The sequence below is a fragment of the Pseudomonas sp. EA_65y_Pfl2_P74 genome, assembly GCF_963970575.1.
In the GTDB taxonomy this organism is placed as follows: Bacteria; Pseudomonadota; Gammaproteobacteria; order Pseudomonadales; family Pseudomonadaceae; genus Aquipseudomonas; species Aquipseudomonas baetica_A.
In genome coordinates, this window is record NZ_CAXAOQ010000012.1 from 13,509 (window position 1) to 38,432 (window position 24,924).

The following is a 24,924-nucleotide window of genomic DNA, read 5'->3' on the forward strand; positions in this document are numbered from 1 at the left end:
ATCAAGGATCAAAATGCCAGTTTGTAACCGATCAGCAACAGCATCGTCGCCAGGCACGGGCGCAAGACTTCATCGGAGATGCGTCCGGTCAGGTGGCTGCCAAGCCAGATGCCCGGCAGCGAACCCACCAGCAAAAAGCCCAGCACGCCCCAATCCATGTTGCCCATGCTCGCGTGGCCTAGGCCTGCGACGAGGGTCAGCGGCACGGCGTGGGCGATTTCGGTGCCGACCAGACGGCGGGTCGGCAGCAGTGGGTAGAGGATAAACAGCGCGACAGTGCCCAGGGCGCCGGCGCCGATCGAGGTCAGGGCGACCATGGTGCCGAGGATCAAACCGGTGATCACGGTCATCACATTCAGCCGCGAGCCGCTCGGGTTGTAGTTGCCGCCGGCACGTTTATGGGCGAAATCCAGCAAGCGCTTCTTGAAGAAAATCGCCAGTGCCGTGGCGAACAACACAAAACCCAAGGCTTGTTTGATGATGGCGTTCATCGCATCCGGCGCGGTGTGCAGGGTGCTGAGGAACCACAAGGTCAACACCACCGCCGGCACGCTGCCCAGGGTCAGCCAACCGGTGATGGCCCAGTCGATGTTCTTGTTCTTTTTGTGAACGAGCACGCCGCTGGATTTGGTGATGGCCGCGTACAGCAGGTCCGTGCCCACCGCCGTCGCCGGGTTGATGCCGAACCACAGCAGAATCGGGGTCATCAAGGAACCGCCGCCGACACCGGTCATGCCGACGATAAAACCCACCACCAACCCGGCGATCACCAGGCCGAAACTTGCCAATTCCATGAAGACGTCCAGAAAAACGACAGGAAAATATGGCCGCAGCATAGCGATTTTTCTTATAACCACCTATATCGATGCGGTCTATCGTTATGCCTTTCAGCTACACCGCTTCCACAGGGTGATGGGGTGATTAAAAGATCAATGCACCCGCCGACCCGGTTTGAAACTGTGATGGCTGTTGATCCACACCGTGGCCAATGCGATCAGCGAAAGGATCAGCAATGCCCACGGGAACGACATCGCCCCTGCCCGATCCAGCAGCAATCCGCCAAACAATCCGCCACCGGCAATCGCTATGTTCCATGAGGTGGTGAGCATCGCTTGCACCACGTCAACATGATCGCCGGCCGAATCCGCCGCTGCCGTCAGCAACAACGTCGCCGAGCCACCAAACGACAGGCCCCACACGGCCATGCAGGCGTAAATCAGCCACTGCGACGGGGATGCGATGGCCAACACCAGCGCCGTCACGGCAAACACCGCCAGGCTGATCAGCGTCAGCCAGCGCAGCCAGCGATCCACCAGCAGGCCGATGATCCAGATCCCCCCCAGCGAACACAGGCCAAACACCAACAGCACCAGATCAACCCGCTCGGCCAGGCCGGCCTGCATCAGAAACGGCGAGATGTAGGTGTAGAGAATGTTGTGCCCCAGCATCCATGTCAGCACCACGAACAGCACCGGCCGCACCCCCGGCAGGCGCAGGGATTGGAGCAAAGGCAGGCGTTCGGCACTGACCTGCCCCGGACGGTCCGGCACGGCGATGACGATCCACGCCGCCAGCACCAGTGCCAGCGCCGACATGATCCCGAATGAGGCGCGCCAGCCAATCAGATTTCCCAGCCAGGTGCCCGCCGGCGTGCCCAGCGACAAGGCCACCGGCGTGCCGAGCATGGCAATCGCCAGCGCCCGCCCCTGTTGCTGCACCGGCACGATCCCGCGCGCGTAACCGGCCATGATCCCCCACGACAGCCCCGCCGCCATTCCGGCGAGAAAGCGCGAAGCCAGGGTCAGCCCGTAATGGCTGGAGAAGGTGGTGATGGTGTTGAACACCAAAAACCCACCCACCGTCATCAACAGCACCCGCCGTCGTGGCCAGCCGCGCGTGGCGACGGTGAGCGGAATCGCCGCGACAATCGAGCCCAGCGCATACAGCGTCACCAGTTGCCCGGCGAGCACTTCACTGACGTTCAGCCCGGCGCCGATTTGCGGCAATAACCCAGCCGGCAGGGTTTCGGTGAGGATGGCAATGAAGCCGGTCATGGCGAATGCCAGCAACGCGGCATAAGGCAATTTGTCGGCACGGGCGGTGCGGTCGACGCAGGTGAAGTCGGCGCTTGCAGGGTCGGTCATGACAGGTGCAGCTCCTTTTGAGGCAAACATGGCGAAGGATTGTATACAAATAGCCCGACCTTCACGCGACCCGACACGACTTATTGCACCGGCAAAAAATTCAGGAACAGCAGACTCTGGGCGTAATTCAGGCCGATACGCCGATAGCGCTCGTCGAGCATCTGTGTGAGCAAATCGAGGCGCGCCACGATTTTGCCGAACTCGGTGGCAAAGCTCAGGTTGCTGCCCTCCTCCGAAATTTCGTTGGAGAACAGCAGTGGCTGGCCTTCCTTGTTCTGGCGCTGGGACAGAATCCACGTGGCCTTTTCGATGTTGCGCGCCGCGTTGTGGACGAAGGTCGGGTTGATCGCATCGGTCATGTAGAACTCGACCCGATTGTTGTGCGCGGTGACCAGCATGCTGCCAATGGCATAGATGAACGCGCCGACGCGGTCGCCGAGAAACTCAGGGCTCATCGCATAACTGAGCGCTGCCAGATCTTTTCGGCCACCCAGCACCGGCAACGGTTGTTGCTGCTCAATGGCCAGGCGTACCTGTTTCACGGCGATGTTGATGTTGAGGAAACCGGATTTGCGCAGCTCGTCCGGGTTACGCAGGTACAGCTTGCCCATCAGGCGATAAAGGCTGTTGAGGTTGTCGCGCATCGCCAAAGTGGCCATGCGGTCGACGCTGGTCTGCAGAAACTCCTGCGGTTGACCGTTGCGAATCTGAGCGATGAAGCCATTGCCGTCCTGATGCGTGCAACCGCTGACTAACAGCGACGACAGACAGGCCAGCAACAGGCACGGGCGACGAAAAAAATGGACGATGGGGTGAAAAGCTCTCGGCATGAGTTCTCGAACAGGCACATTCCTGTGCGGCGGGAGTCACCGCATCCTGGCCATGGATAGAGCCGCTGATTGCGAAAAAGTGCAATACCGGCAGCGTTTCCTGACCTTCGGCGCGACATGGATAACAATTTAGTCCGACTTTATTTTTGCAATAACCGTTTAATCCGCTATAAATTCCCATTCGCAGCATAAATAGCATGACTATTACCGCATTCTGAAAACAACAACAAAAGGAAGGTCAACCATGCTTCAATCCCGTCACCTGCTCTCCGGCCTCGGACTGTCCCTGATGATCGCCACCCTCTCAGCCAACGCGGCAGGCCTCAGCGCCGAACATAAAGCCTTCGGTAAAACCAACGACGGCACACCCGTCGAGCAATACATCCTGCGCAACAGCCATGGCATGCAAGCCACCGTCATCACTTACGGCGCGACCCTGCAATCGCTGTTGGTGGCCGACAAACACGGCAAATTCGACGATGTCGTGCTGGGCTTCGACGATGTGCAGGGCTACCAAAAAGGCACCGCCTACTTCGGCGCGACCATCGGCCGCTTCGGCAATCGCCTGGCCGACGGCGCGTTTGAACTCGACGGCAAGCGCTTTCAAGTGCCGCAAAACGACAAGTCCAATGCCTTGCATGGCGGCCCTCAGGGTTTCGACAAGAAGGTCTGGAAAGCGCAGGAAACCAAAGACAAGGATTCGGTCGGCGTGACCCTCACCTATCTGTCGGCGGACGGTGAAATGGGCTTCCCCGGCAACCTCACCACCGAAGTGACCTATCGCCTGACCGACAGCAACGAACTGCGCATCGACTACAAGGCCAGCACCGACAAACCGACCGTGCTCAACCTGACCAACCACAGCTACTTCAATCTCGCGGGCGCCGGCAATGGCGACATCCTCAAGCAGGTCGCGACGCTGCATGCCAGCCATTACACCCCGGTCACCGCCAAGCTGATCCCGACAGGCGAACTGGCGCCAGTGGCCGGCACGCCGATGGACTTCACCGAGCCCACGGCAATCGGAGCGCACATCAAGGCTGATCACCCGCAACTCAAATTCGCGGAACCCAAACAGGGCGGCTTCGATTTCAACTGGGCGCTGGATACCCAGGGCGACGTGAGCAAAGTCGCTGCTGAGGTCAGTGATGCGCAGTCCGGTCGGCACTTGCAGTTGTTCACCAGCGAACCGGGCGTGCAGTTCTACACCAGCAACTTCCTCGACGGCACGGTCAAAGGCAAAGGTGGCAAGGTCTATCCGCATTGGGGCGCGTTTACCCTGGAGACGCAGCACTACCCGGATTCGCCGAACCAAGCGAACTTCCCGAGTACGCGACTGGATCCCGGGCAGGCCTACACGCAGAGCGTGGTATTGAAGTTTTCCGCGAAGTAATCCCCCCTTCTCCTTTCTGGAACCGGACGCAACCGCTGGGCTATTCTGCTGCCCACTACAGGTATCGACCCTTTCAGAAAGGAGATTTGAATGCGTACCCTCGAATTGGCTGGCGTGCAGGTTCCGGTGATTGGCCAGGGCACCTGGCGCATGGGCGAAGACCGCTCGGCACACAAGCATGAAGTGGCGGCTCTGCGCAGTGGCGTTGAACTGGGCATGACCTTGATCGACACTGCCGAAATGTATGCCGAGGGCGGTGCCGAAAGTGTTGTAGGTGAAGCCATTGCCGGTATTCGCGATCAGGTGTTTCTGGTGAGCAAGGTCTACCCGCACAACGCCAGCCGCCAGGGCATTCCGTATGCCTGCGAGCGCAGTCTGCGCCGGCTCGACACTGATTACATCGACCTCTATCTGTTGCATTGGCGCGGCCAGTATCCACTGGAAGAAACCGTCGAAGCCTTCGAGCGCCTGCGCGAAGACGGCAAGATCGGCCGTTGGGGCGTGTCGAATTTTGACGTCGATGACCTCCAAGAGTTAGCCAATCCGGCGTGCGCCACCAATCAGGTGCTCTACAACCTGCAAGCGCGTGGCGTCGAATTCGACCTGTTGCCCCGGTGCCAACAGCAACACATGCCGCTGATGGCCTACTGTCCGATCGGTCAGGGCGGCGCGATGCTGGCAGAACCGGTACTGAAGCAGATTGCCGCTCGTCACAACGTGACCCCGGCGCAGGTTTCGCTGGCGTGGATTGTGCGTCAGGATGGCGTGGTAGCGATCCCTAAAGCGGTGCGGCCGGAACATGTGCAACTCAATGCACAAGCGGCGCAACTGCAACTCGATGCCGGGGATCTGGCAGCGCTGGACCAGGCGTTTCACGCGCCTAAGCGCAAGCAGCGGCTGGCCATGGTCTGAACCACCGCCGACCGGCGAGAGCTTTGCGATGAGAAGCACAGATCAGAACGACCCGTTCAACCTGCAACGTTTCGTCCAGGCCCAGGACCCGGTGTTTGATCGGGTCCAGCGCGAACTCGTTGAGGGCCGCAAGCGCAGCCACTGGATGTGGTTTGTCTTCCCGCAGTTCGCAGGCTTGGGCGGCAGTGAGATGTCCCGGCGCTTCGCCATCGATACCGCCGAAGAAGCGCGAGCTTATCTCGAGCACCCGATGCTCGGCGCGCGGCTGCGTACTTGTACGCAGCTCGTGCTGAATGTGCGCCAGCGTTCGATTGCGGAGATTTTCGGCCATCCCGATGACTTGAAATTTCACTCCTCGATGACGCTGTTTGCCCAGTTCGCCGCTGAAGACAGCCTGTTCAACCAGGCGCTGGAACGCTACTTCCACGGCATCCTCGATGACTGGACGCTGCAACTGCTGGACTCAAAACAGGCCCAGTTGCCCCCCGATCAGGGTTGAAAAATCGTCGTCGACAAACGGCAGAATCGCATCCGCCACCGGTTGCAGTTGCCGGCTGATGTAGTGGTCGTAGTCGATGGCGGCGCGGCGCACTTCCAGCGGTTCGGGCCCGGCCAGGGTGATCACGTAACTGATCCAGCCACCGTTCTGGTATTGCCGTGGCCGACCGTGCCGGGCGTTGTAATCATCGGCCAGCCGCGCGGCGCGCACATGGGGCGGTACGTTGCGCTCGTAATCGTCGAGGGTGCGGCGCAGGCGCTTGCGGTAGACCAGTCGATCATCGAATTCGCCGGCCAGGGTTTTACGCACGTAGTCGCGCACATAATCCTGATACGGCTTGCGCTGGAAGATGCGCTCGTAGAGTTCCTGCTGAAATTGCCGGGCCAGCGGCGACCAGTCGGTGCGCACGGTTTCAAGGCCTTTGTAGACCATTTCTTCGCTGCCGTCGGCACGGCTCACCAGGCCGGCGTAGCGCTTCTTGCTGCCCTCCTCCGCGCCACGAATGGTCGGCATCAGGAAGCGTTTGTAGTGAACCTCGAACTGCAATTCGAGGGCGCTTTGCAGCCCGTATTCGTCACGCACGTGCTCGCGCCACCAGTCGTTGACATGCTTGACCAGCGCTTGCCCGATGCTTGCCGCCTCTTCCTGCCCGTGGGGGCGACGCAGCCAGACAAACGTGGAGTCGGTGTCGCCATAGATCACCGCGTGGCCCTGGTCTTCGATCAGCTTGCGTGTACGCAGCATGATTTCATGGCCGCGCAGGGTGATCGACGACGCCAGCCGCGTATCGAAGAACCGGCAACCGCTGGAGCCGAGCACGCCGTAGAAGGCGTTCATGATGATCTTCAGTGCCTGCGACAACGGCGCGTTGTGCTCGCGTTTGGCAGTCTCACGCCCCTCAGCCACACGCGAGACGATGGCCGGCAGGCAATGCCGGGTGCGCGAGAAACGGGCGCCACGAAAACCCGGCACCGAGTCGGCGTCGTCAGGATGTTGCAAGCCTTCGATCAGCCCCACCGGGTCAATCAGAAACGTGCGGATGATCGAGGGATAAAGGCTTTTGTAGTCGAGCACCAGCACCGACTCATACAGCCCCGGCTGCGACTCCATGACAAAACCGCCAGGGCTGGCTTGCGGCGCATTGGTGCCCAGGTTCGGCGCCACAAACCCTTGGCGGTGCATCAACGGCATGTACAAATGCGTGAACGCCGCCACCGAGCCGCCGCTGCGATCCGCCGGCAGGCCGGTCACGCTGGCGCGCTCCAGCAAGAAGGTCAGCAGTTGGGTCTTGGCGAAAATCCGCGTGACCAGTTCGCAGTCTTTAAGGTTGTATTTGGCCAGCGCCGGTTTGTCCTCGGCGAACATGCGGTTGATTTCGTCCATGCGTTGGTACGGGTTGTCGATGGACTTGCCTTCGCCGAGCAATGTCTGAGCGACGTTTTCCAGGCTGAACGAAGGAAAACTCCAGGTCGCCGAGCGCAGGGATTCGATGCCATCAATGATCAGCCGCCCCGCTGCCGAGGCGAAATAATGATGGCGGCTGCCGTGCTCGCGCCACTGCATTTCCTCGCCGCCCCGGCCGAGCTTCAGCGGTACGCCGAGGCGTCGCGCGTGTTCGTGAAGGATGCGCAGGTCGAACTGCACCACGTTCCAGCCGATGATTGCGTCGGGGTCGTGGCGGGCGAACCAGTCATTGAGTTCTTTCAAGATGACCGTACGCGAGTCGCAGTACTGGAGGTCGAAGTCGACGATGCTGGCGTCACCGTTCGCCGTGCCGAGCATGTACACCTGACGCTCGCCGCAGCCTTCCAGGGCGATGGAATACAGCTCGCCGGTTTCGGTGGTTTCGATGTCCAGCGAGACCAGGCGCAGTTTCGGCCGGTATTCGGGGGCGGGTTTGAGGTGGGCGTTGAGCAGCGTGCCGTCAGCATCGGGCGTGCCGTTGAACCACACCGGGGCGGTGATGAAGCGTTCCATGAGAAAGCGTTCCGGTGGGCGCACATCGGCCTCGAAGACATCGACGCCGGCGCGGTTGAGCGCCGTTTCCAGGCGCATCAACTGGCCGTGCTGCTGGCAATACAGACCCAGTACCGGACGATGTTCGAAATCCTGCAGGGCCAGCGGGCGCAGTTCCACATTCTTTTCGTCATGCAGCAAACGTTCGGCGGCTTCGCGCTGCTCGGCGGGGATAAACGCGACTGACGGCTGATGAGGAAGGCGCACACGGCGCGGCCCGGCATCGGTCGCCAGCCAGAACTCGACTTCGGTGCCGGCCGGGGTATCGCGCCAATGCCGGGTCAGGACGAAGCCCTGCTGTAAATCCACCACTGCAACCTCAGAAATTGAAACACTGGGGCATTCTACGCGGCATTGCACGGCATGGCCCTTGTGATAAATGTCCGACAAACGCTGAAAAAACCGTCAAATGACGTTTTTTGCGTGCTATCTGCCGCTTTGCCACCTTGCCCTGAGCGCCAGTGTCTACGATGCTTGGATAACAACGACAACACCTGAGTAACTGCCATGAAGACCGTCGCCCAACTGCTCAAGCTCAAAGATCAGAAAAATCAGGAAGTACACCAGATCAAACCTGATCACATGGTGCTCGAAGCGCTGATGAAGATGGCCGAGAAAAACGTCGGCGCCTTGCTGGTGGTGGAGAACGATGAGGTGCTGGGCATCATCAGTGAACGCGATTACGCGCGCAAACTGGTGCTGCATGGCCGCTCATCGGTGGGCACGCCCGTGCGCGACATCATGGTCTCGCCGGTGATCACGGTGGACACTCACCAGACTGTCGACACGTGCCTGAGCATCATGTCCGACAAACGCCTGCGTCACTTGCCGGTGGTGCAAGACGGCAAACTGATCGGGCTGCTGTCGATTGGTGACCTGGTGAAAGAGGCGATTGCCGAACAGGCCGAGCTGATCAAACAGCTGGAGCAGTACATTCGCGGGGAGTGATCTCCAATGCAACACAATGCCCGCTCCCACTTTGGACCCTCGCTGTTCAGGAAGGCCAATGCCGGGCAAACACCGGTGCCAGCACCGGATGCCGATCAATGCGCTGTAGCCAGGCATAAAACCCCGGGCGCGTCTGGCGCAAATGCTCGCGGCTGCCCGCCCAGCGCGTCACCACTGCCGCCAACACATCCAGCGCTCCCGGTATTTCGTCGTCCAGGTACAACTCGGCGGAGAACTGGTCGGCGAACACTTCCCAACTCCAGTGCAAGCGCTCGCGGGCGCCAGCCATCAGATTCTGCCGCGCCGCTTCGTCAGGCATCACCAGCCAGCGCTCGGGGTAGTCAACGACTCCGACCGCCGCGTAGCAATTGCTGACGATATACACCAGGCCGCGAATGGCCTGATCGCGAGCGTCAGCCTTGGCGGGCAGCAATCCAGACTTGGGAAAGGTCAGGCCCAGATGAATCAGAATCGCCGCGCTCTCGGTGATCGCACGGCCATCGGGCAGTTGCAGGGTCGGGATCTGTTTCAGTGGATTGAGTTGCGCCAACGCCTCGGCGGCTTCGGCGCTGGCTTCGATATCAATGAAGCGATAAGCAATCTGGCACAGTTCCAGCGCCGCTTCGATGGCGGCTGCGCCTGAGTTGCGGTGTCCGTAGAGTTGATACATACACTCTCCTGCTCAAGGCCAACCCAACACATCAGACTCAAGGGTAGATGCCCACGGCCCTGATGTAGAAATATTCTTGCCTTTGTGTCCTGATTGGCACGCTTTTCCCATGCACTCGCCACTTGCGAATTCAAGCCTCGCAAAACAGCGCTGACGGTGCCCATCCCGCACCAAGAGCAATCATCGAACGCTATCCGCGTTCTTGTAAGGTGCGATACCGAACCAAAAGTTCGTGTATCCGAGCTGGCAACAAGGAGTTCACCGCGTGAATCTTCAATCGCTCTGCCGCGTCACTGCCCGTTTACCGCGATCGGCCCAAAGACGTGTTCACCTGAACACTCCAGACGGGCACAACATTTACTTTATTACCTGACCCAAGCGACCACGCATTGTGTTCGGCGCGGAGTTACGCGCCGACGGCGGCGTGTTATTTATTATTTAAATACAACGCATGAAGTGACTGTACCTGCGATGCTTAAATGCTGCAGCAGCCGATTGTCGAACAATAACTTCCAGCACTTCAAATGCACCAAAAACGCTCTTCCAACCTTAACTAAGCGACACTTTAAACATCGACTTCATTTAAACAAAAACAAGGAACATGGCCTGTGACCCGCTAAAACATTGACCCGCACCAAATCAGTCCGCCTCGCACCATCAAGTGCCCCGACTGACCAGAACGCGACCGCTCTATCTCGCCAACCGGTGCGATACAGCGCACGGTCTGACTCGCCTGCAAAAAAGCCCCGGAATACGGAGTTGTGGAGATTCATGCGCCGGAGAAAAACCCGGCCGCCCATAAAACTTATATAAATGCGACATGGGTAACAGCGATGAAATACTCACGATACATTTCAGCAACATCTGGCACAACGGTTGCAAATACGAAGATGCACAACAGCTCAAACCGACAAAGAAGAACACCGGGGAATGGATGATGAACATGCGAACTCGATAGCGCCACGCCGGTAACTGTACGCAAGCTTTGTTCAATAGATAGTTCAACTATCGGCTTACGCACACCCAAAAGAAAGTTACACCCACCCACTCGAACATGACGCCAATGTTCGGACGGCACCTTATTGCCCTTCATCCACCCGAGGGAGCTTTAATGAACGATGCGGTAAAGCACAGAACCCTGCCGGGACCGTTACGGGAAACGCCGATCCCGCCGGCTTCGGGCAGGCCGGCCTTCAAAGCCAACACGTCGCAACCCGGCGGTTTGAACAAACAGCAGATGGTGTTGCTGGTTGCCGTGTCGGCATTGATACACGGCGGCGCCTGGTGGTTTCTTCAACAGAGCCGACCCGAGCCACTGCCGACGCCACCGCAGATCCCGGAAATGACCGTCGAGCTGACCAGCCCGACGCCACCGGCACCGCCTACGCCCGAGCCGCCCCCACCGCCGCCACCACCGCCACCCGAACCCGAGCAACCGGTGGAAGACGAAGACGCGGTCAAGCCGCCCCCCAAACCGGTGGAGAAGCCCAAGCCCATCGAAAAACCGAAACCGGTGCAAAAACCCAAACCGGTGAAGAAAGTCGAGCCGCCAAAAGCTCCGCCCGCCCCGGCGCAACCAGCCGCCCCGGCCGCCCCGAGTGCGCCACCGGCTCCGGCCGCCGCGCCGGGCCCGGTCAAGGAATCGGCCGCCATTTCCGGCCTTGCCAGCCTCGGCAACCCACCGCCGCAATACCCGTCCCTGGCGCTGCGGCGTAACTGGGAGGGCCGCGTGGTGCTGCGCATTCAGGTGCTGGCCAGCGGTCGCGCCGGCTCGGTGACGGTGACCAAGTCCAGTGGCAAGCCGCAATTGGATGACGCCGCCGTCGCCGCGGTGAAGAACTGGAAATTCATTCCAGCCAAGCGCGGTGACACGCCGATAGACGGCTTCGCCACACAGACCATCGATTTCAAATTGCCGCAATAACCGAACGCTCAATCAACGCACAACCGAATAACGCAAGCGAGGTGTAACCATGAACGATTTGTCTTCGATGATTGTCCCCGGTGTGCTCTGGGGCCTGGTGCTGTTTTCCGTGGTCAGTTGGGCGATCCTGCTGGTCAAGTCGGCGCAATACCTGCGCCAGAAAACGCAGAACAAACAGTTCAGCAAAGCCTTCTGGGGCGCGCCGGACCTGCTCACCGCCGCCGAACATGCCAGCCAATACCCCGGCGCCCTGGCGCGCATCGCCAGCAGCGGGTTCGAAGCGTTGTTGGTCGAAGAATCGCCGCGTACCACTCAGCAACTGGCGCACACCATCAACCGGTCGGATCGCCTGGAACGCAACCTGCGCCAGCAGATCCAGAAAGAACGCCGCTCGCTGGAAAACGGTCAGGCGATCCTCGCCAGTATCGGTAGCACGGCGCCCTTCATTGGCCTGTTCGGCACCGTATGGGGAATCATGGAAGCGCTGAAAAGCATCGGCGAGACCGGTTCGGCCAGCCTTGAAGCCGTCGCCGGCCCTATCGGCCATGCATTGATCGCCACGGGCGTGGGGATCGCCGTCGCCGTGCCGGCAGTGTTGATTTACAACTTCTTCCTGCGTCGACTCAAACTCGCCTCGGCCGACATGGACGACTTCGCCCATGACTTCGACGCCCTCGCCTCGCGCAGTGCGTTTTCCGTCAACCGTCAGGCCATTGCCAGCAAAACCACAGCCGCCGTGCGGGAGGCCAGCTGATGTCCTTCTCCACTCAAGACAGCGATGAAGTGCTCAGCGAAATGAACGTCACGCCGCTGGTGGACGTGATGCTCGTGTTGCTGGTGGTGTTCATCGTCACCGCGCCGCTGATGACCAACGCGATCAAGGTCAACCTGCCAAAAACCGACGCCGTCGCCCCCGCTGAGAAAAAAGACCCAGTGGTGGTCAGCGTCGATCAGGACGGCAAGTTTTATCTGGCCAAGACCGAACTGGCCCCGGAATCCCTGGAGGCCAGCCTCAAGGAGGTCAAGGCCAAGGATGCCGATGTGCGCGTTCAGCTTCAGGCCGATTCCGCGGTCAACTATGGGCAGGTGGCCAAGGCCATGGCGTCCATCGAACGCTCGGGCATCAGCAAAATATCGGTGATGACCACCCACTGAGTGCGGTGCCGGGCGCGCCTTGAGAAACGCGCCCGACACCGCTGATCGAATCCCGTCGCAACCCGCCGACCGAAAAACGCAACGCGCCTTTCGGAGGGGATCGGCTTGCTTGAAGAAAGTGGTTTTCCGCACGCGGTATCACCGAAAGCGGAGCAATGAGGGGCTCACAAGGCCAATTCGATAACGTCTGATAAAGTCGGAAACAACCATGCTGATGAACACTCCACGCTTCACGCTCAAACCATTGGTGGCCACGATTTCTCGCCACCGTTTTGTTCCGCTGTATCTGGTGGCCATGGGGATGGGCGCCGGGACCGTGCAAGCGGCCGAGGACGAGAATGCGGCTGTTCCGGCAGCCGCCGCGGTCGTTGCGCCGACCACGCAACTGCAACGGGTCGAAGTGACCGGTTCGGCGATTCGCCGGGTCGATGCCGAAACGGCGGTACCGATCACTATTCTCAAGGCCGATGAGCTGCGCAAACAGGGCGTGACCACCACCGCCGAACTGGTGCAGCGCATCACCGGCAGCCAGTCGATCAACAACAGCGCCGGCTCGGTTGGCGCCGCCACCGGTGGCGCTTCGTTCGCCGACATGCGTGGCATCGGCGCCAACAAAACCCTGGTGCTGCTCAACGGTCGACGCCTGGCCAACAACGCGTTGTCAGGCACCAACTCCGCCGGCGGCGCGGTGGACCTGAACATGATCCCGTTTGCCGCGATCGAGCGCGTGGAAGTGCTGCGCGACGGCGCCTCGGCGCTCTACGGCACCGACGCCATCGGCGGCGTGATCAACTTCATCACCAAAAAATCCCTGACTGACGGCCAACTCACCCTCGGCGGCGAAACCCCGACCCACAGTGGCGGCGGTGCGACCAAGGACATGAGCGCCAGTTGGGGCTTCGGTGACCTGGAAGAAGACCGCTTCAACGTGCTCGGTGTGTTCAATTACAACAAGCAGCAGAACCTCGACGCCAATGACCGCTCCTTCGCCCGCGACTACGTGCCCGGGCGCGGCCTGGATCAGACCTCCGGCACCGCGTTCCCCGGCAACTACAGCCAGAACGGCAACGCAACCAACCCGTTGGCCAGCAGCAATTGCAACGGGCCTAACCTGGTGGCGCGCGATGGCGTGTGCCGCTTCAGCACCCGTGAATACATCGACCTGGTGCCACAAACCGAGAAGACATCTTTCTTCGGCAAGACCACCGGCAAACTGGCGGACGACCACAACGTCAACCTCGAGTACTTCTGGTCGCGCAACAACAACGCCACGGCGGTCGGTCCCGCGCCACTGACCGGCCTGAGCCTGGATGCCTCATCGCCCTACTACCCCGGCAACGGCATCACGCCAGGCCCCACCGGGTTCGCCCTCGACCCCACCCAACCCGTGGATGTGAACTGGCGCGAAACCGCCGCCGGCCCGCGTGAGTCGAAAGACCAGAACACCAGCCAGCGCTTCTTGCTGAGCTTCGACGGTCTGGTCGGCGGCTGGGATTACAACGTCGGCGCCTCGTACAACCAGAACAAAATCGTTTCCAGCGTCACCAGCGGTTATGTCAGCGATCAAGCCATGATCGATGGTCTGGCCAGCGGCCTGCTCAATCCGTTCGGCCCGCAATCGGCTGCCGGTCAGCAGTACATCGACAACGCTGCCTACCACGGTGCCTACTCCACCGCTGTTGGCCGGGTCGCCGGTTTCGACGGTCGGATCAGCCGCGAAATCGGTGACTGGTTCGGTGCCGGTCCATCCGGTCTGGCGTTGGGCGGCGAGTACCGCAAAGAGAAATTCCATCAGGACTTCGAGCAGTTTGCCGGCGACATTCAGAGCCTGGGTATCGACCCGGCCGGCAGCGTCGAAGGCGACCGCAGCGTGAAAGCCGCCTACGCGGAAATCAACGTACCGGTGCTCGACAGCCTCGAACTGTCCGCCGCCGTACGCCACGACAAATACAGCGACTTCGGCAGCACCACCAACCCGAAATACTCGTTCCGCTACCAGCCGCTCAAAGAACTGGTGGTGCGTGGCGCGTACAGCGAAGGCTTCCGTGCGCCGTCGCTTTACGAGCTGTATTCACCGCGCAGCATCACGTACACCCAGGGCTACTACAACGATCCGGTGCTGTGTACCGGCGGCGTGGTGCAACCGGGCGGCAACGGCGGGCGCGATTGCGGTCAGCAGTTCCTCAACCAGATCGGCGGCAACGAGGATCTGGCCCCGGAGAAGGCACGCAACGTGACACTGGGCTTCGTTTATCAGCCAATGAGCAACCTTTCCGTGGGCCTGGATTTCTGGTGGATTCACATCTCCAATCAGATCCAGCCATTCCCGGAGTCCACCGTGTTTGATCAGGCCGGCAGCTACTCCGACCGCTTCGTGCGCAACGCCGACGGCACGCTCAACTACATCGTCACCGGCAACGCCAACCTGGGCATCGTCGAAACCAACGGCATCGATGTGTCGCTCGATTATCGTTTCCCGAATACCCCGTACGGCCAGTTCGGTCTCGGGCTGCAGGGCACCTACGTCGACGAATACGACTTCCAGAGCACCATCAAAGGTCCGTTCACCGACAAGGTCGGCGACTTCCAGGGTGACGGCGTGGTTGCGCGCTGGAAGCACAACCTGACCGGCAGCTGGACCTTCGGCGCGGCACGGGCGTCGCTGACCAACCGCTTCACCACCGGCTACAACGACTACGACCGCGATACCCACGCGCGGGTCGCGTCGTATTCGGTGTGGGATCTGTCGGCCGGCTACACCTTCGACAAGGTGCTGGACGTGGACGCGGGGATGAAAAACATGTTCGACCGCAACCCACCGTTCTCCAACCAGGCTTACAACTTCCAGAGCGGCTATGACCCCCGCTACACCGACCCGCTGGGCCGCACGCTGTTCGCGCGCATGACTTACCACTTCTAACCGCAAACACCAGATGTCTCCCCTGTGGGAGGGGGCTTGCTCCCGAAGGCGATGTGTCAGTCAACACCCCCTTCACTGATCCATCGCCTTCGGGAGCAGCCCCTTCCCACAGATTGATCTGTGTGCATTCAGGAATTAAGGAGTGACTTCATGACTTTCATGCGCAACATGGCCGCTCTGCTGCTCGGCAGCACGCTGCTGTGCAACGCGGCACCTGCGCTGGCCGTCGGCAGCTATGCGATGACGGTGTACGGCGAAGCGCCGAAATACCCGGCGGGTTTTCAGCATTTCGATTTCGTCGATCCCCACGCGCCCAAGGGTGGCTCACTCAGCCGCGCGTCGATGGAGATTGGCCAATACAACTACATCACCCCGTATGCCGATCAGGGCATTTCTGTGGTGCAGGTCAACGACTGGGTGTATTCGCCGCTGGCGTTCCGTTCGCTGGACGAGCCCTACACCGTCTACGGCCTGGTCGCGCAGCAGATGGAGCGCGATCGCGCAGGACTCTGGGTGCGTTTCACCCTGAACCCCAAGGCACGCTTCGCCGACGGCACGCCGATCACCGCCGAAGACGTGCGCTACACCTTCAACCTGCTGATGACCAAGGGCAGCCTGAGTTATCGCCAGCAATACGCCGACGTGCAGGACGTGTTGATCGAAGGCCCAAAGCAGGTGCGTTTCACCTTCAAGAACAATCTGAATCGCACGCTGGCGCTGGATCTGGCGACGATGCGCGTGGTGCCCGAACACTGGTGGAAAACCCGCGACTTCGCCAATGGCGGCGGTTTCGAGCCCCCGCTGGGCAGCGGCCCGTACCGGGTCAGCAAGGTCGACGCCGGGCGCAGCATCAGTTTCGAGCGCGACCCGAACTGGTGGGGCAAAGACCTGCCGGTCAGTCGCGGGATGTACAACTTCGACACCCTTACGGTGAATTTCTACGGCGACACCGACGTCGCCCGCCAACTGCTGCAGGCCGGCGCATTCGACTACAACCGCGAGTTTTCATCCTCCGGTTATGTGGTCGGCTACGACAGCCCGGCGCTGCGCGATGGGCGCCTGCAACAGTCAATCCTCGCCCCGGAAAAACCGACGGCGGCGCAGGGCTTCGTGTTCAACCTGCAAAACCCGATTTTCCAGGATCGCCGGGTGCGTCAGGCGATCAGCCTGTTGTGGGATTTCGAGTGGACCAACAAGCAGATGATGCGCGGCTTCTACGTGCGTCAGAACAGCTACTGGCCCAAAAGCGAAATGGCCGCCACCGCGCTGCCTGACGCCGAGGAACTGAAAATCCTCGAACCGCTGCGCGGGCAGATCCCCGACGAAGTATTTACCGAGGTCTACAAGGCGCCGGAAACCGATGGCAGCGGCTATATCCGTGACAAGCAATTGCAGGCGCTGAAGCTGCTGGCCGAGGCCGGCTGGACGGCGAAAAACAATCGGTTGGTCAACGCCAACGGTGAGCCGCTGGCGTTCACCTTTCTCGACGGTCAGGGCGGCTTCGACCGCATGTTGCTGCCGTTCAAACGCACCCTCGCGCAGATCGGCATCACCCTCAATCTGCGCCGGATCGATTCGGCGCAGTACGTCAATCGGCTTAATGCCCGGGACTACGACATGATCGTCACCAGTTTCCCGCGCAGCGGCGATCCGATCGTCTCTCCCGGCCGCGAGTTGTACAGCCTCTACGCCTCGCAAAGTGCCACGCAAGTCGGCAGTTCCAACTCGATGGTGTTGGCCAACCCGGCGGTTGATCAGTTGATCGACGGCCTGGTCCAGGCCAACACCCGCGACGCCATGGTGCATTACGCCCGCGCCCTCGACCGGGTGCTGCAATGGGGTTACTACATGATTCCAAACTACTACTCCAAGGGCACGCCGACGGTGTACCAGAACCGTTTCGGCATGCCGCCGGTGCAACCGGCGTACGACGAAGGCCTCAACACCTGGTGGGAAGTCTCGGCCAAGCCGTTGACCACGCAACAGATGCACGCACAACGTGCGGGGGGCCAGTGACATGCTGCGCTATCTGAGTCGACGCCTGCTGCTGATCATCCCGACGTTGCTGTGCATTCTGGTGGTCAACTTCCTCATCGTGCAGGCCGCGCCGGGTGGCCCGGTGGAGCAAGCCATCGCCCGCCTGCAAGGCTTTGGCGGGCACAGCATGGGCGGTGGTGGCGAGGTCGCGGCAATTGGCGGCGCCGGGCGCAGCAGTCGCGGTCTGGACCCGGCGCTGATCGAAGAAATCAAACACCACTACGGATTCGACAAACCGCTGCATGAACGCCTGTGGCTGATGCTGAAAAACTACGCGCAACTGGATCTGGGCAGCAGTTTTTTTCGTGGCGCCAAGGTTACCGACCTGATCATTCAGAAACTGCCGGTGTCGCTGTCCCTCGGCTTGTGGGCGACGCTGATCACCTATCTGATCTCGATCCCGCTGGGTATCGGCAAAGCGGTCAAGAACGGCAGCGCCTTCGATGTCTGGAGCAGCACGGCGATCATCATCGGCTATGCGATGCCGGCGTTTCTGTTCGCGATTCTGCTGATCGTGGTGTTTGCCGGCGGCAGCTACGTCAACTGGTTCCCGGTGCAAGGGCTGTTCTCGGATGACTTCGACAGCCTCAGCACGCTGGGCAAGGTCGGCGACTACCTCTGGCACCTGGTGTTGCCGGTGACCGCATTGGTGATCGGCGGCTTCGCCACACTGACGATCCTGACCAAGAACAGCTTCCTCAACGAGATCAGCCGCCAGTACGTCATCACGGCGCGGGCCAAGGGTTTGACCGAACGGCGCGTGCTTTACGGCCATGTGTTTCGCAACGCCATGCTGCTGGTGGTCGCCGGGGTGCCGTCGGCACTGATCGAGGTATTCTTCGCCGGTTCCTTGCTGATCGAAACCCTCTTCAACCTCGACGGCCTCGGGCGCATGAGTTACGAGGCGGCGGTGTCGCGGGACTATCCGGTGGTGTTCGGCGCGCTGTTTCTGTTCACCCTGTTCGGCCTGCTGATCAAGTTGATCGGCGACCTCTGCTACACCCTGCTCGACCCGCGCATCGACTTCTCGGCGAGGACTGCCTGATGTTCACTCTCTCTCCTCTGGGCCAGCGCCGTGTCGCTCAATTCAAGGCCAACCGGCGCGGGTGCTGGTCACTGTGGCTGTTCATCGGCCTGTGTCTGATCTGCCTGGGTGGCGAGTTGATCGCCAACGACAAACCGTTGGTGATCCGCTACCACGACGCCTATTACTTCCCCATCCTCAGTGATTACCTGGAAACCGATTTCGGCGGCGAGCTGCCGTTCCAGCCGGACTATGCCAGCGCCTACGTACACAAACTGATCGAGGATCAGGGCGGCTGGATGCTGTTCCCGCCGATCCCGTTCAGTGACGACACGGTCAATTACGACCTCACCGAACCGGCACCGAGCCCGCCTTCGACGAGCAATTGGCTGGGCACCGACGATCAGGCGCGGGACGTGTTGGCGCGAGTGATTTTCGGCACGCGGATCTCGATCCTGTTTGCGTTGATCCTCACCGGCATCAGCGCATTGATCGGCATCGTGGCCGGGGCGTTGCAGGGTTACTACGGCGGCTGGGTCGACTTGCTTGGGCAACGGATTCTGGAAATCTGGTCAGGGTTGCCGGTGCTGTACCTGCTGATCATTTTGTCTGGCTTCGTTTCGCCAAGCTTCTGGTGGCTGCTGGGGATCATGGCGCTGTTCTCGTGGCTGGCGCTGGTCGACGTGGTGCGCGCCGAGTTTCTCCGTGGGCGCAATCTGGAATACGTCAAAGCAGCGCGAGCCTTGGGCCTGACCGACAGCGAACTGATGCGCCGGCACATCCTTCCCAATGCGATGACCTCTACCCTCACTTACCTGCCGTTCATTCTGACCGGCGCTATCGCCACCCTCACGGCGCTGGATTTTCTCGGTTTCGGCATGCCGCCGGGCACCGCGTCGCTGGGCGAGTTGATCGGCCAGGCCAAGCGCAATCTGCAAGCGCCATGGCTGGGGCTGACGGCGTTTTTCGCGTTGGCGCTGATTCTGTCGTTGCTGGTGTTTATTGGTGAGGCTTGCCGTGATGCATTCGACCCACAATCCTGATCAGCGGAGCTGACATGAACGACCATTTGATCGAGATCCGCGACCTGCGTGTCGCCTTCGCCGGGCAGGCAGTGGTGCACGGTTTGAACCTGGACATTCGCCGTGGCGAGTGTTTGGCCCTGGTCGGCGAATCGGGCTCGGGCAAGTCGGTGACGGCGCATTCGATCCTGCGCTTGCTGCCGGGGAAAACCGTCAGCAGCACGGGCAGCATCCGCTACAACGGCGTGGACTTGCTGCACGCCAGCGAGCAACAGATGCGCGGCTTGCGCGGCAACCGGATTGCGATGATTTTCCAGGAGCCGATGACTTCCCTGAACCCATTGCACACCGTGGAAAAACAGGTCAGCGAAGTGCTGGAAATCCACAAGGGGCTGAAGGGCCGCGCCGCCCGCGCTCGCACCTTGGAGTTACTGGAACTGGTCGGCATTCGCCAACCTTTGCAGCGTTTGAAAGCCTATCCGCACCAACTCTCCGGCGGCCAGCGGCAGCGGGTGATGATCGCCATGGCGCTGGCCAACGAGCCAGAACTGTTAATCGCCGACGAACCGACCACCGCGCTCGACGTCACCGTGCAGCAGAAGATTCTTGAGCTGCTGATCGAGTTGCAACAGCGACTCGGGATGTCGCTGCTGGTGATCAGTCACGACCTCAATCTGGTCCGGCGCATCGCTCAGCGGGTGTGCGTGATGCGTCACGGCGAGATCGTCGAACAGGCCGATTGCGAAACCCTGTTTCGCGCCCCACAGCATCCTTACAGCCGCTTGTTGATCGAGGCGGAACCGAGCGGCGCACCCGTGCCGAGTCAATACGATCACAACTTGCTGGAGGTGGATGACCTGAAAGTCTGGTTCCCACTGCCCAAAGCGCTGTTCAGCCGTCAGCAGGACTACATCAAAGCGGTCGATGGCGTCAGTTTCAGCCTGCAACGGGGCAAGACCCTGGGGATTGTCGGCGAGTCCGGCTCGGGCAAATCGACGCTGGGTCAGGCGATCCTGCGGTTGGTGGAATCGCAGGGCAATATCCGTTTCGGCAACAAGCAACTGAGCCTGCTCAATCAGCGTTTGATGCGCCCGTTGCGCCGGCAGATTCAGGTGGTGTTCCAAGACCCGTTCGGCAGCCTAAGCCCGCGCATGTCGGTGCAGCAGATCATTGCCGAGGGCTTGCTGACCCATGGCATCGGCACCGAGGCTGAGCGAGAGACAGCGGTGATTCGCGTACTGGAGGAAGTCGGGCTTGATCCGCAAAGTCGTCATCGCTATCCCCATGAGTTTTCCGGCGGCCAGCGCCAACGCATTTCCATCGCCCGGGCATTGGTGCTGGAACCGGCGCTGATTCTGCTCGATGAACCGACCTCGGCGCTCGATCGCACGGTGCAGAAGCAGGTGGTGGAGTTACTGCGGCAATTGCAGATCAAGCACGGGCTGACGTATTTGTTCATCAGCCATGATCTGGCGGTGGTGCATGCCCTGGCCCATGACTTGATAGTGATCAAGGATGGCAAAGTCGTTGAACAAGGTGCTTCGCGAAAGATCTTTGCGGCGCCGCAGCACCCCTATACCCAGGAACTGCTGAAAGCCTCCGGCCTCAAGCCTGAAGAAGAACCCTGTGGGAGCGGGCTTGCTCGCGAAAGCGGTGTGCCTGTTATATGAGCTGTGATTGACCCATCGCCTTCGCGAGCAAGCCCGCTCCCACAAGGGAAATTGCGATGCCTTAAAAATATTTTCCAGGCACTGCATCCAATCGGCTCCGCCACGGGTAGTCCCTGTAACAGCCACTGTTGGCTGCCAGCGATCTACCCCTTTCGGAGAAAACACTGATGAACACCACACAGCTGATTTGCTTCACCGGTTTGCTTGCAGCCACCTCGACGGCCTTCGCCCAAAGCAGTTACCCCGACACCATCAAAGTGCCGGCCGGCCACAAGATCGCGATGGAAACCACCGGTGTCGGCGAGGTCACCTACGAGTGCCGCGACAAACCCAATATGGCCGGGCAGACCGAGTGGACCTTCGTCGGGCCGAAAGCGGTGCTCAATGATCGCAGCGGCAAGCAGGTGGGCACCTACTATGGCCCACCGGCTACCTGGCAGGCTAAAGACGGTTCGAAAATCACCGGCACGCAACTGGCTGTGGCGCCATCGGGCGCGGGCAACCTGCCCTATCAACTGGTCAAGGCCAACCCGGCCGAAGGCAAAGGCGCCATGAGCGGCGTGAGTTACATCCAGCGCGTTGCGCTCAAGGGTGGCGTGGCACCGAGCAGCGAGTGCACGGCAGCCAACAAGGGCCAGCAGGAAGTGGTGAAGTATCAGGCCGATTACATTTTCTGGGCGGCGAACTGAAGTCACAGGCTCAGCGCAAAACCTGTGGGAGCGGGCTTGCTCGCCAAAGCGGTGTAACCGTGACAGTGATGCCGACTGACACAACGCCATCGCGGGCAAGGCCGCTGCCAAAGGGCTCTGTGTGCTGAAGTTAAATGTGAGCTAGATTGCATTGCATGTCCTTACCCGAATCCGAATTCGATTACCAAGCCCGTCTCGCTGCCTGTGCCCGCGGCGAGCGAGCGGCCCTGCGCGATTTGTATGTGCAGGAGGGCCCGCGCCTGCTGGGTGTGGCCAAGCGGCTGGTGCGCGATACGGCGCTGGCGGAGGACATTGTCCATGAGGCGTTCATCAAAATCTGGAACGGTGCGGCGGGATTCGATCCGGCGCGCGGTTCGGCGCGTGGCTGGATGTTCACCGTGACCCGGCACCTGGCGCTGAATCTATTGCGCAATCAGGCCCGGGAAACGCCGTTCAGTGAAGATCATGAAATGGCCACGCACGACGATGACGGCTTCGATGCCCAGGCGCATTCGGCGCGCATTCACCGCTGCCTGGAACAGCTCGATCCACAACGCCGAAGCTGCATCCTTCACGCCTATGTCGACGGCTACAGCCATGCGCAGATTTCCACGCGTCTCAATACGCCGCTGGGCACCGTCAAAGCATGGATCAAACGCAGCCTCAACGCTTTGCGGGAGTGCATGGGATGACCACTGAATCGGCACAGGAACGCGATGAACTGGCCAGTGAATATGTGCTGGGCACGCTCCCGGCGGAAGATCGCGCCAAGGTTCAACGACGCCTGCCGACCGACCCCGAACTGCGTGCCGCGGTGGAGGCCTGGGAACGACGCCTGCTGGACCTGACCGAACTCGCCGCGCCGCAACAGCCGTCACCACAACTCTGGCCACGGATTGAGCGCAGTGTTGAACGGCTCACGCGGCCCCCCCCAATGGCAGAGAAAACCTCATGGTGGAATCTGCTGCCGCTGTGGCGTGGACTGACGGCTGCCGGATTGGCCGCGACATTGCTGCTCGGCTCGATCCTGCTGACCCAGACCACGCCGAAGCCGAGTTATCTGGTGGTACTGGTCGCACCGCAGGACAAGGCCCCGGGCTGGGTGATTCAGGCCAGTAATTCGCGGGAGATTCAGTTGATTCCGCTGGGCGTGGTGGAGGTGCCGGCGGACAAGGCCCTGGAATTCTGGACCAAGGCTGACGGCTGGCAAGGACCGGTGTCACTGGGCCTGGTCAAACCGGGACAGGCATTGAAAGTGCCGCTGGACAAGCTGCCCCCGCTGCAACCCAATCAGCTGTTCGAGCTGACGCTGGAAGGCGCCAACGGTTCGCCGATTGGCAAACCGACCGGGCCGATTCAGGCGATCGGGCGCGCAGTGAAGGTGTTGTGAAGCGCTAAGCTGCGGGTTCTGGCAATCATCATCGGCATCGATGTTCACCATCACGGCAATGAAGTTCTCATAAAAAATCTCCGGCGTAACATCTGCTCCACACCAACCAATAACACCCCGGAGCACACCATCATGAAACGCCAAACGCTTCTCAGCATCGCTTTCTCGGTTTTCGCAATTAACGCTTTTGCCGCAACTCCAGCGCACACGATGATCGCCGCTGATGGTTCGGATCGTCTGTACCAGAACGCCGTTGCCGCTGACGGTTCGGATCGCCTGCAAGGCAACACCGTCGCCGCTGACGGCTCGGATCGCTTGCAAGGCAACACCGTCGCCGCTGACGGTTCGGATCGCCTGCAAGGCAACACCGTCGCCGCTGATGGCTCGGATCGCCTGCACGGCAACACCGTCGCTGAAGGTGGTGCTGATCGTCTGAACGAACTGCGCAACGCTTGAATGAATGGCGTCATCGCAACAAACCAGAAAAACCCGGCGCCCATCAGCCGGGTTTTTTATGTCTGCAACAATCAGCCAGCCTTGGCCATACAGCGTTTGTAGCGTTCGTCCACCCGCTTGGCAAACCAGGCGGTGGTCAGTTTGCGGGTGATTTTCGGGCTCTGCAGCACGATCCCCGGCAACACCGCACGCGGCAGTGTTTTACCCTCGGTTTTCTCGGCCAACTCGAATACACGCTGATAAAGCCTGGTCTCTTCGAATGCCAGGGTTTTGCCCTTTTCCAATTGATCGCGAATGGTCGGATTACGCATGCCCAAGGACTTGCCCAGGGTGCGCACGGCCAGTTCAGTGCTTCCGGGCATGATCGAGTCATAGCGAATCAGGTCGCCATCCAGTGCCAACGGGATGCCCGAAGCGCGGCTGACGGCGTTCTGAAACGCGGCATTGCGGCTGGCGTACCAACCGGCGTTGAAGTCGGCGAAGCGGTACAGCGGTTCGCGATAACTGACGGGGTAGCCGAGCAAATGGGCGATACCGAAATACATACCGCCGCGACGACTGAACACTTCATGGCGGATCGTGCCGGCCACCGGGTACGGGTAATCCTTGGCATGCTGCTCGGCGAATTCGATGCTGACCTGCATCGGCCCGCCGGTGTGCACCGGGTTGAAGCCGCCAAACAGCGTGCTGCCCATGGGCACCATGCCGATGAAGTCGTCGAAAATCGCGCTCAACTCCTTCTCGCTACGCGCCGCATTCAAGCGCTCGCTGTAGCTTTTGCCATTGGGAGAGCGCACTTGCAGGGCGCCGCTGACCAACAAGCCGGGGATATGAATGTTGCCGGCACGACGGTCGATTTCGTCGCGGGCGATTTTGCCCAGGCCCGGCACAGTAGGGTCAGCCTGAAAGGTTGACTCCTGTTCGGCAACGGCCAGCACCGAGCACAGATGCTGCGTGGTCGGGCTGATGTGTTGCGCGGCGAACGCGGCGTAGATATCGGTGGCCCAGCCTTGGCGATCGGCGATTTTGACCGGCATCAGCCGCACGATCTCGGCCTTCACTTCGGCGGGAGGACGCGGGGCGGGCTCGCCGCTGCGCTGACTGGCGCAACCGCCAAGTACGAACAGGGCGGCGAGGGTGATCAGTAATCGAGGGGGGTGCATGCGGCTCCATCATCCAGTCCGTTGAGGCGGGTTAACCATACACAATCCCTTCGGCAGCTCAA

General features: G+C 60.7%; 22 protein-coding genes. 16 read left to right on the plus strand and 6 right to left on the minus strand.

Translation table 11 applies throughout. The features are described 5' to 3' along the window. Positions 1–8: 8 nt before the first annotated feature. The 3 genes from AACY18_RS11740 to AACY18_RS11750 all read right to left on the minus strand — a co-directional run bounded on the left by AACY18_RS11740 (position 9) and on the right by AACY18_RS11750 (position 2,974). Positions 9–794 (minus strand): sulfite exporter TauE/SafE family protein, encoded by a 786-nt coding sequence (locus AACY18_RS11740; RefSeq protein WP_339431943.1) that lies wholly within the window; start codon positions 792–794, stop codon positions 9–11. A 135-nt stretch (positions 795–929) separates the two neighbouring features. Next, a complete protein-coding gene (locus AACY18_RS11745) occupies positions 930–2,144 on the minus strand; it encodes an MFS transporter (RefSeq protein ID WP_339464921.1) in 1,215 nt (404 codons plus the stop codon). A gap of 80 nt (positions 2,145–2,224) precedes the next feature. After that, entirely contained in the window at positions 2,225–2,974 is a 750-nt protein-coding gene (locus AACY18_RS11750) for a hypothetical protein (protein WP_339431941.1), read from the minus strand. A gap of 244 nt (positions 2,975–3,218) precedes the next feature. On the opposite strand from AACY18_RS11750, the gene AACY18_RS11755 reads away from it, so the two are divergent. The 3 genes from AACY18_RS11755 to AACY18_RS11765 all read left to right on the plus strand — a co-directional run bounded on the left by AACY18_RS11755 (position 3,219) and on the right by AACY18_RS11765 (position 5,778). Then, positions 3,219–4,367, plus strand: coding sequence for an aldose epimerase family protein (locus AACY18_RS11755; RefSeq protein WP_339464922.1), 1,149 nt, complete (start codon positions 3,219–3,221; stop codon positions 4,365–4,367). Between the two features lie 90 nt (positions 4,368–4,457). Then, positions 4,458–5,279 carry an aldo/keto reductase gene (locus AACY18_RS11760; protein ID WP_339464924.1) on the plus strand — a complete coding sequence of 274 codons (822 nt, stop codon included), beginning with the start codon at positions 4,458–4,460 and terminating at the stop codon, positions 5,277–5,279. A 28-nt stretch (positions 5,280–5,307) separates the two neighbouring features. Next, positions 5,308–5,778 (plus strand): DUF1810 domain-containing protein, encoded by a 471-nt coding sequence (locus AACY18_RS11765; protein ID WP_339431938.1) that lies wholly within the window; start codon positions 5,308–5,310, stop codon positions 5,776–5,778. Here AACY18_RS11765 and AACY18_RS11770 read toward each other — a convergent pair. Further along, positions 5,743–8,103 carry a DNA polymerase II gene (locus AACY18_RS11770; protein ID WP_339431937.1) on the minus strand — a complete coding sequence of 787 codons (2,361 nt, stop codon included), beginning with the start codon at positions 8,101–8,103 and terminating at the stop codon, positions 5,743–5,745. The two genes, AACY18_RS11765 and AACY18_RS11770, sit on opposite strands and share 36 nt — an antisense overlap. A 198-nt stretch (positions 8,104–8,301) precedes the next feature. On the opposite strand from AACY18_RS11770, the gene AACY18_RS11775 reads away from it, so the two are divergent. Next, the gene (locus tag AACY18_RS11775; protein ID WP_339431936.1) at positions 8,302–8,742 is read left to right on the plus strand and encodes a CBS domain-containing protein; all 441 of its coding nucleotides are present in this window, start codon (positions 8,302–8,304) and stop codon (positions 8,740–8,742) included. 46 nt (positions 8,743–8,788) lie between these two features. Here AACY18_RS11775 and AACY18_RS11780 read toward each other — a convergent pair whose 3' ends face one another. Next, positions 8,789–9,412: a glutathione S-transferase N-terminal domain-containing protein gene (locus AACY18_RS11780; protein WP_339431935.1), complete on the minus strand. Its 624-nt coding sequence runs from the start codon at positions 9,410–9,412 to the stop codon at positions 8,789–8,791. Between the two features lie 1,111 nt (positions 9,413–10,523). Here AACY18_RS11780 and AACY18_RS11785 point away from each other — a divergent pair. The 12 genes from AACY18_RS11785 to AACY18_RS11840 all read left to right on the plus strand — a co-directional run bounded on the left by AACY18_RS11785 (position 10,524) and on the right by AACY18_RS11840 (position 23,699). Further along, positions 10,524–11,336 carry an energy transducer TonB gene (locus AACY18_RS11785; protein WP_339464925.1) on the plus strand — a complete coding sequence of 271 codons (813 nt, stop codon included), beginning with the start codon at positions 10,524–10,526 and terminating at the stop codon, positions 11,334–11,336. A gap of 67 nt (positions 11,337–11,403) precedes the next feature. Continuing rightward, the gene (locus AACY18_RS11790; protein WP_401159065.1) at positions 11,404–12,090 is read left to right on the plus strand and encodes a MotA/TolQ/ExbB proton channel family protein; all 687 of its coding nucleotides are present in this window, start codon (positions 11,404–11,406) and stop codon (positions 12,088–12,090) included. Beyond that, the gene (locus tag AACY18_RS11795) at positions 12,090–12,491 is read left to right on the plus strand and encodes an ExbD/TolR family protein (protein WP_339431932.1); all 402 of its coding nucleotides are present in this window, start codon (positions 12,090–12,092) and stop codon (positions 12,489–12,491) included. The genes AACY18_RS11790 and AACY18_RS11795 overlap by 1 nt, the downstream gene beginning before the upstream one ends. A 208-nt stretch (positions 12,492–12,699) precedes the next feature. Continuing rightward, positions 12,700–15,411, plus strand: a complete 2,712-nt coding sequence (locus AACY18_RS11800) for a TonB-dependent receptor (protein ID WP_339431931.1) — start codon at positions 12,700–12,702, stop codon at positions 15,409–15,411. A 150-nt stretch (positions 15,412–15,561) separates the two neighbouring features. Continuing rightward, the gene (locus AACY18_RS11805; protein WP_339431930.1) at positions 15,562–17,427 is read left to right on the plus strand and encodes an extracellular solute-binding protein; all 1,866 of its coding nucleotides are present in this window, start codon (positions 15,562–15,564) and stop codon (positions 17,425–17,427) included. A 1-nt stretch (position 17,428) separates the two neighbouring features. Next, complete coding sequence (locus AACY18_RS11810; protein ID WP_339431929.1) at positions 17,429–18,493, plus strand: microcin C ABC transporter permease YejB; 1,065 nt, start codon at positions 17,429–17,431, stop codon at positions 18,491–18,493. Next, positions 18,493–19,515 carry an ABC transporter permease gene (locus AACY18_RS11815; protein WP_339464927.1) on the plus strand — a complete coding sequence of 341 codons (1,023 nt, stop codon included), beginning with the start codon at positions 18,493–18,495 and terminating at the stop codon, positions 19,513–19,515. Before AACY18_RS11810 ends, AACY18_RS11815 begins: the two co-directional genes overlap by 1 nt. Before the next feature lie 14 nt (positions 19,516–19,529). Continuing rightward, positions 19,530–21,164, plus strand: a complete 1,635-nt coding sequence (locus tag AACY18_RS11820) for an ABC transporter ATP-binding protein (RefSeq protein WP_339464929.1) — start codon at positions 19,530–19,532, stop codon at positions 21,162–21,164. Between the two features lie 167 nt (positions 21,165–21,331). Continuing rightward, complete coding sequence (locus tag AACY18_RS11825; protein ID WP_339431926.1) at positions 21,332–21,853, plus strand: DUF3455 domain-containing protein; 522 nt, start codon at positions 21,332–21,334, stop codon at positions 21,851–21,853. Between the two features lie 155 nt (positions 21,854–22,008). Beyond that, the gene (locus AACY18_RS11830; RefSeq protein ID WP_339464931.1) at positions 22,009–22,545 is read left to right on the plus strand and encodes a sigma-70 family RNA polymerase sigma factor; all 537 of its coding nucleotides are present in this window, start codon (positions 22,009–22,011) and stop codon (positions 22,543–22,545) included. Further along, positions 22,542–23,243, plus strand: a complete 702-nt coding sequence (locus AACY18_RS11835) for an anti-sigma factor (protein ID WP_339464932.1) — start codon at positions 22,542–22,544, stop codon at positions 23,241–23,243. Before AACY18_RS11830 ends, AACY18_RS11835 begins: the two co-directional genes overlap by 4 nt. 132 nt (positions 23,244–23,375) lie before the next feature. Further along, positions 23,376–23,699, plus strand: coding sequence for a hypothetical protein (locus tag AACY18_RS11840; RefSeq protein WP_339464933.1), 324 nt, complete (start codon positions 23,376–23,378; stop codon positions 23,697–23,699). Positions 23,700–23,770: 71 nt separating this feature from the next. Here AACY18_RS11840 and AACY18_RS11845 read toward each other — a convergent pair whose 3' ends face one another. Beyond that, entirely contained in the window at positions 23,771–24,862 is a 1,092-nt protein-coding gene (locus tag AACY18_RS11845) for a DUF1615 domain-containing protein (protein ID WP_339464934.1), read from the minus strand. Positions 24,863–24,924 lie beyond the last annotated feature (62 nt).

Excerpts from the sequence above, each read along its gene's own strand:
- AACY18_RS11740 (WP_339431943.1), bottom strand. The coding sequence starts at position 794 with ATGGAATTGGCAAGTTTCGGCCTGGTGATCGCCGGGTTGGTGGTGGGT.
- AACY18_RS11745 (WP_339464921.1), bottom strand. The coding sequence starts at position 2,144 with ATGACCGACCCTGCAAGCGCCGACTTCACCTGCGTCGACCGCACCGCC.
- AACY18_RS11750 (WP_339431941.1), bottom strand. The coding sequence starts at position 2,974 with ATGCCGAGAGCTTTTCACCCCATCGTCCATTTTTTTCGTCGCCCGTGC.
- AACY18_RS11755 (WP_339464922.1), top strand. The coding sequence starts at position 3,219 with ATGCTTCAATCCCGTCACCTGCTCTCCGGCCTCGGACTGTCCCTGATG.
- AACY18_RS11760 (WP_339464924.1), top strand. The coding sequence starts at position 4,458 with ATGCGTACCCTCGAATTGGCTGGCGTGCAGGTTCCGGTGATTGGCCAG.
- AACY18_RS11765 (WP_339431938.1), top strand. The coding sequence starts at position 5,308 with ATGAGAAGCACAGATCAGAACGACCCGTTCAACCTGCAACGTTTCGTC.
- AACY18_RS11775 (WP_339431936.1), top strand. The coding sequence starts at position 8,302 with ATGAAGACCGTCGCCCAACTGCTCAAGCTCAAAGATCAGAAAAATCAG.
- AACY18_RS11780 (WP_339431935.1), bottom strand. The coding sequence starts at position 9,412 with ATGTATCAACTCTACGGACACCGCAACTCAGGCGCAGCCGCCATCGAA.
- AACY18_RS11785 (WP_339464925.1), top strand. The coding sequence starts at position 10,524 with ATGAACGATGCGGTAAAGCACAGAACCCTGCCGGGACCGTTACGGGAA.
- AACY18_RS11790 (WP_401159065.1), top strand. The coding sequence starts at position 11,404 with ATGATTGTCCCCGGTGTGCTCTGGGGCCTGGTGCTGTTTTCCGTGGTC.
- AACY18_RS11795 (WP_339431932.1), top strand. The coding sequence starts at position 12,090 with ATGTCCTTCTCCACTCAAGACAGCGATGAAGTGCTCAGCGAAATGAAC.
- AACY18_RS11800 (WP_339431931.1), top strand. The coding sequence starts at position 12,700 with ATGCTGATGAACACTCCACGCTTCACGCTCAAACCATTGGTGGCCACG.
- AACY18_RS11805 (WP_339431930.1), top strand. The coding sequence starts at position 15,562 with ATGACTTTCATGCGCAACATGGCCGCTCTGCTGCTCGGCAGCACGCTG.
- AACY18_RS11810 (WP_339431929.1), top strand. The coding sequence starts at position 17,429 with ATGCTGCGCTATCTGAGTCGACGCCTGCTGCTGATCATCCCGACGTTG.
- AACY18_RS11815 (WP_339464927.1), top strand. The coding sequence starts at position 18,493 with ATGTTCACTCTCTCTCCTCTGGGCCAGCGCCGTGTCGCTCAATTCAAG.
- AACY18_RS11820 (WP_339464929.1), top strand. The coding sequence starts at position 19,530 with ATGAACGACCATTTGATCGAGATCCGCGACCTGCGTGTCGCCTTCGCC.
- AACY18_RS11825 (WP_339431926.1), top strand. The coding sequence starts at position 21,332 with ATGAACACCACACAGCTGATTTGCTTCACCGGTTTGCTTGCAGCCACC.
- AACY18_RS11830 (WP_339464931.1), top strand. The coding sequence starts at position 22,009 with ATGTCCTTACCCGAATCCGAATTCGATTACCAAGCCCGTCTCGCTGCC.
- AACY18_RS11835 (WP_339464932.1), top strand. The coding sequence starts at position 22,542 with ATGACCACTGAATCGGCACAGGAACGCGATGAACTGGCCAGTGAATAT.
- AACY18_RS11840 (WP_339464933.1), top strand. The coding sequence starts at position 23,376 with ATGAAACGCCAAACGCTTCTCAGCATCGCTTTCTCGGTTTTCGCAATT.
- AACY18_RS11845 (WP_339464934.1), bottom strand. The coding sequence starts at position 24,862 with ATGCACCCCCCTCGATTACTGATCACCCTCGCCGCCCTGTTCGTACTT.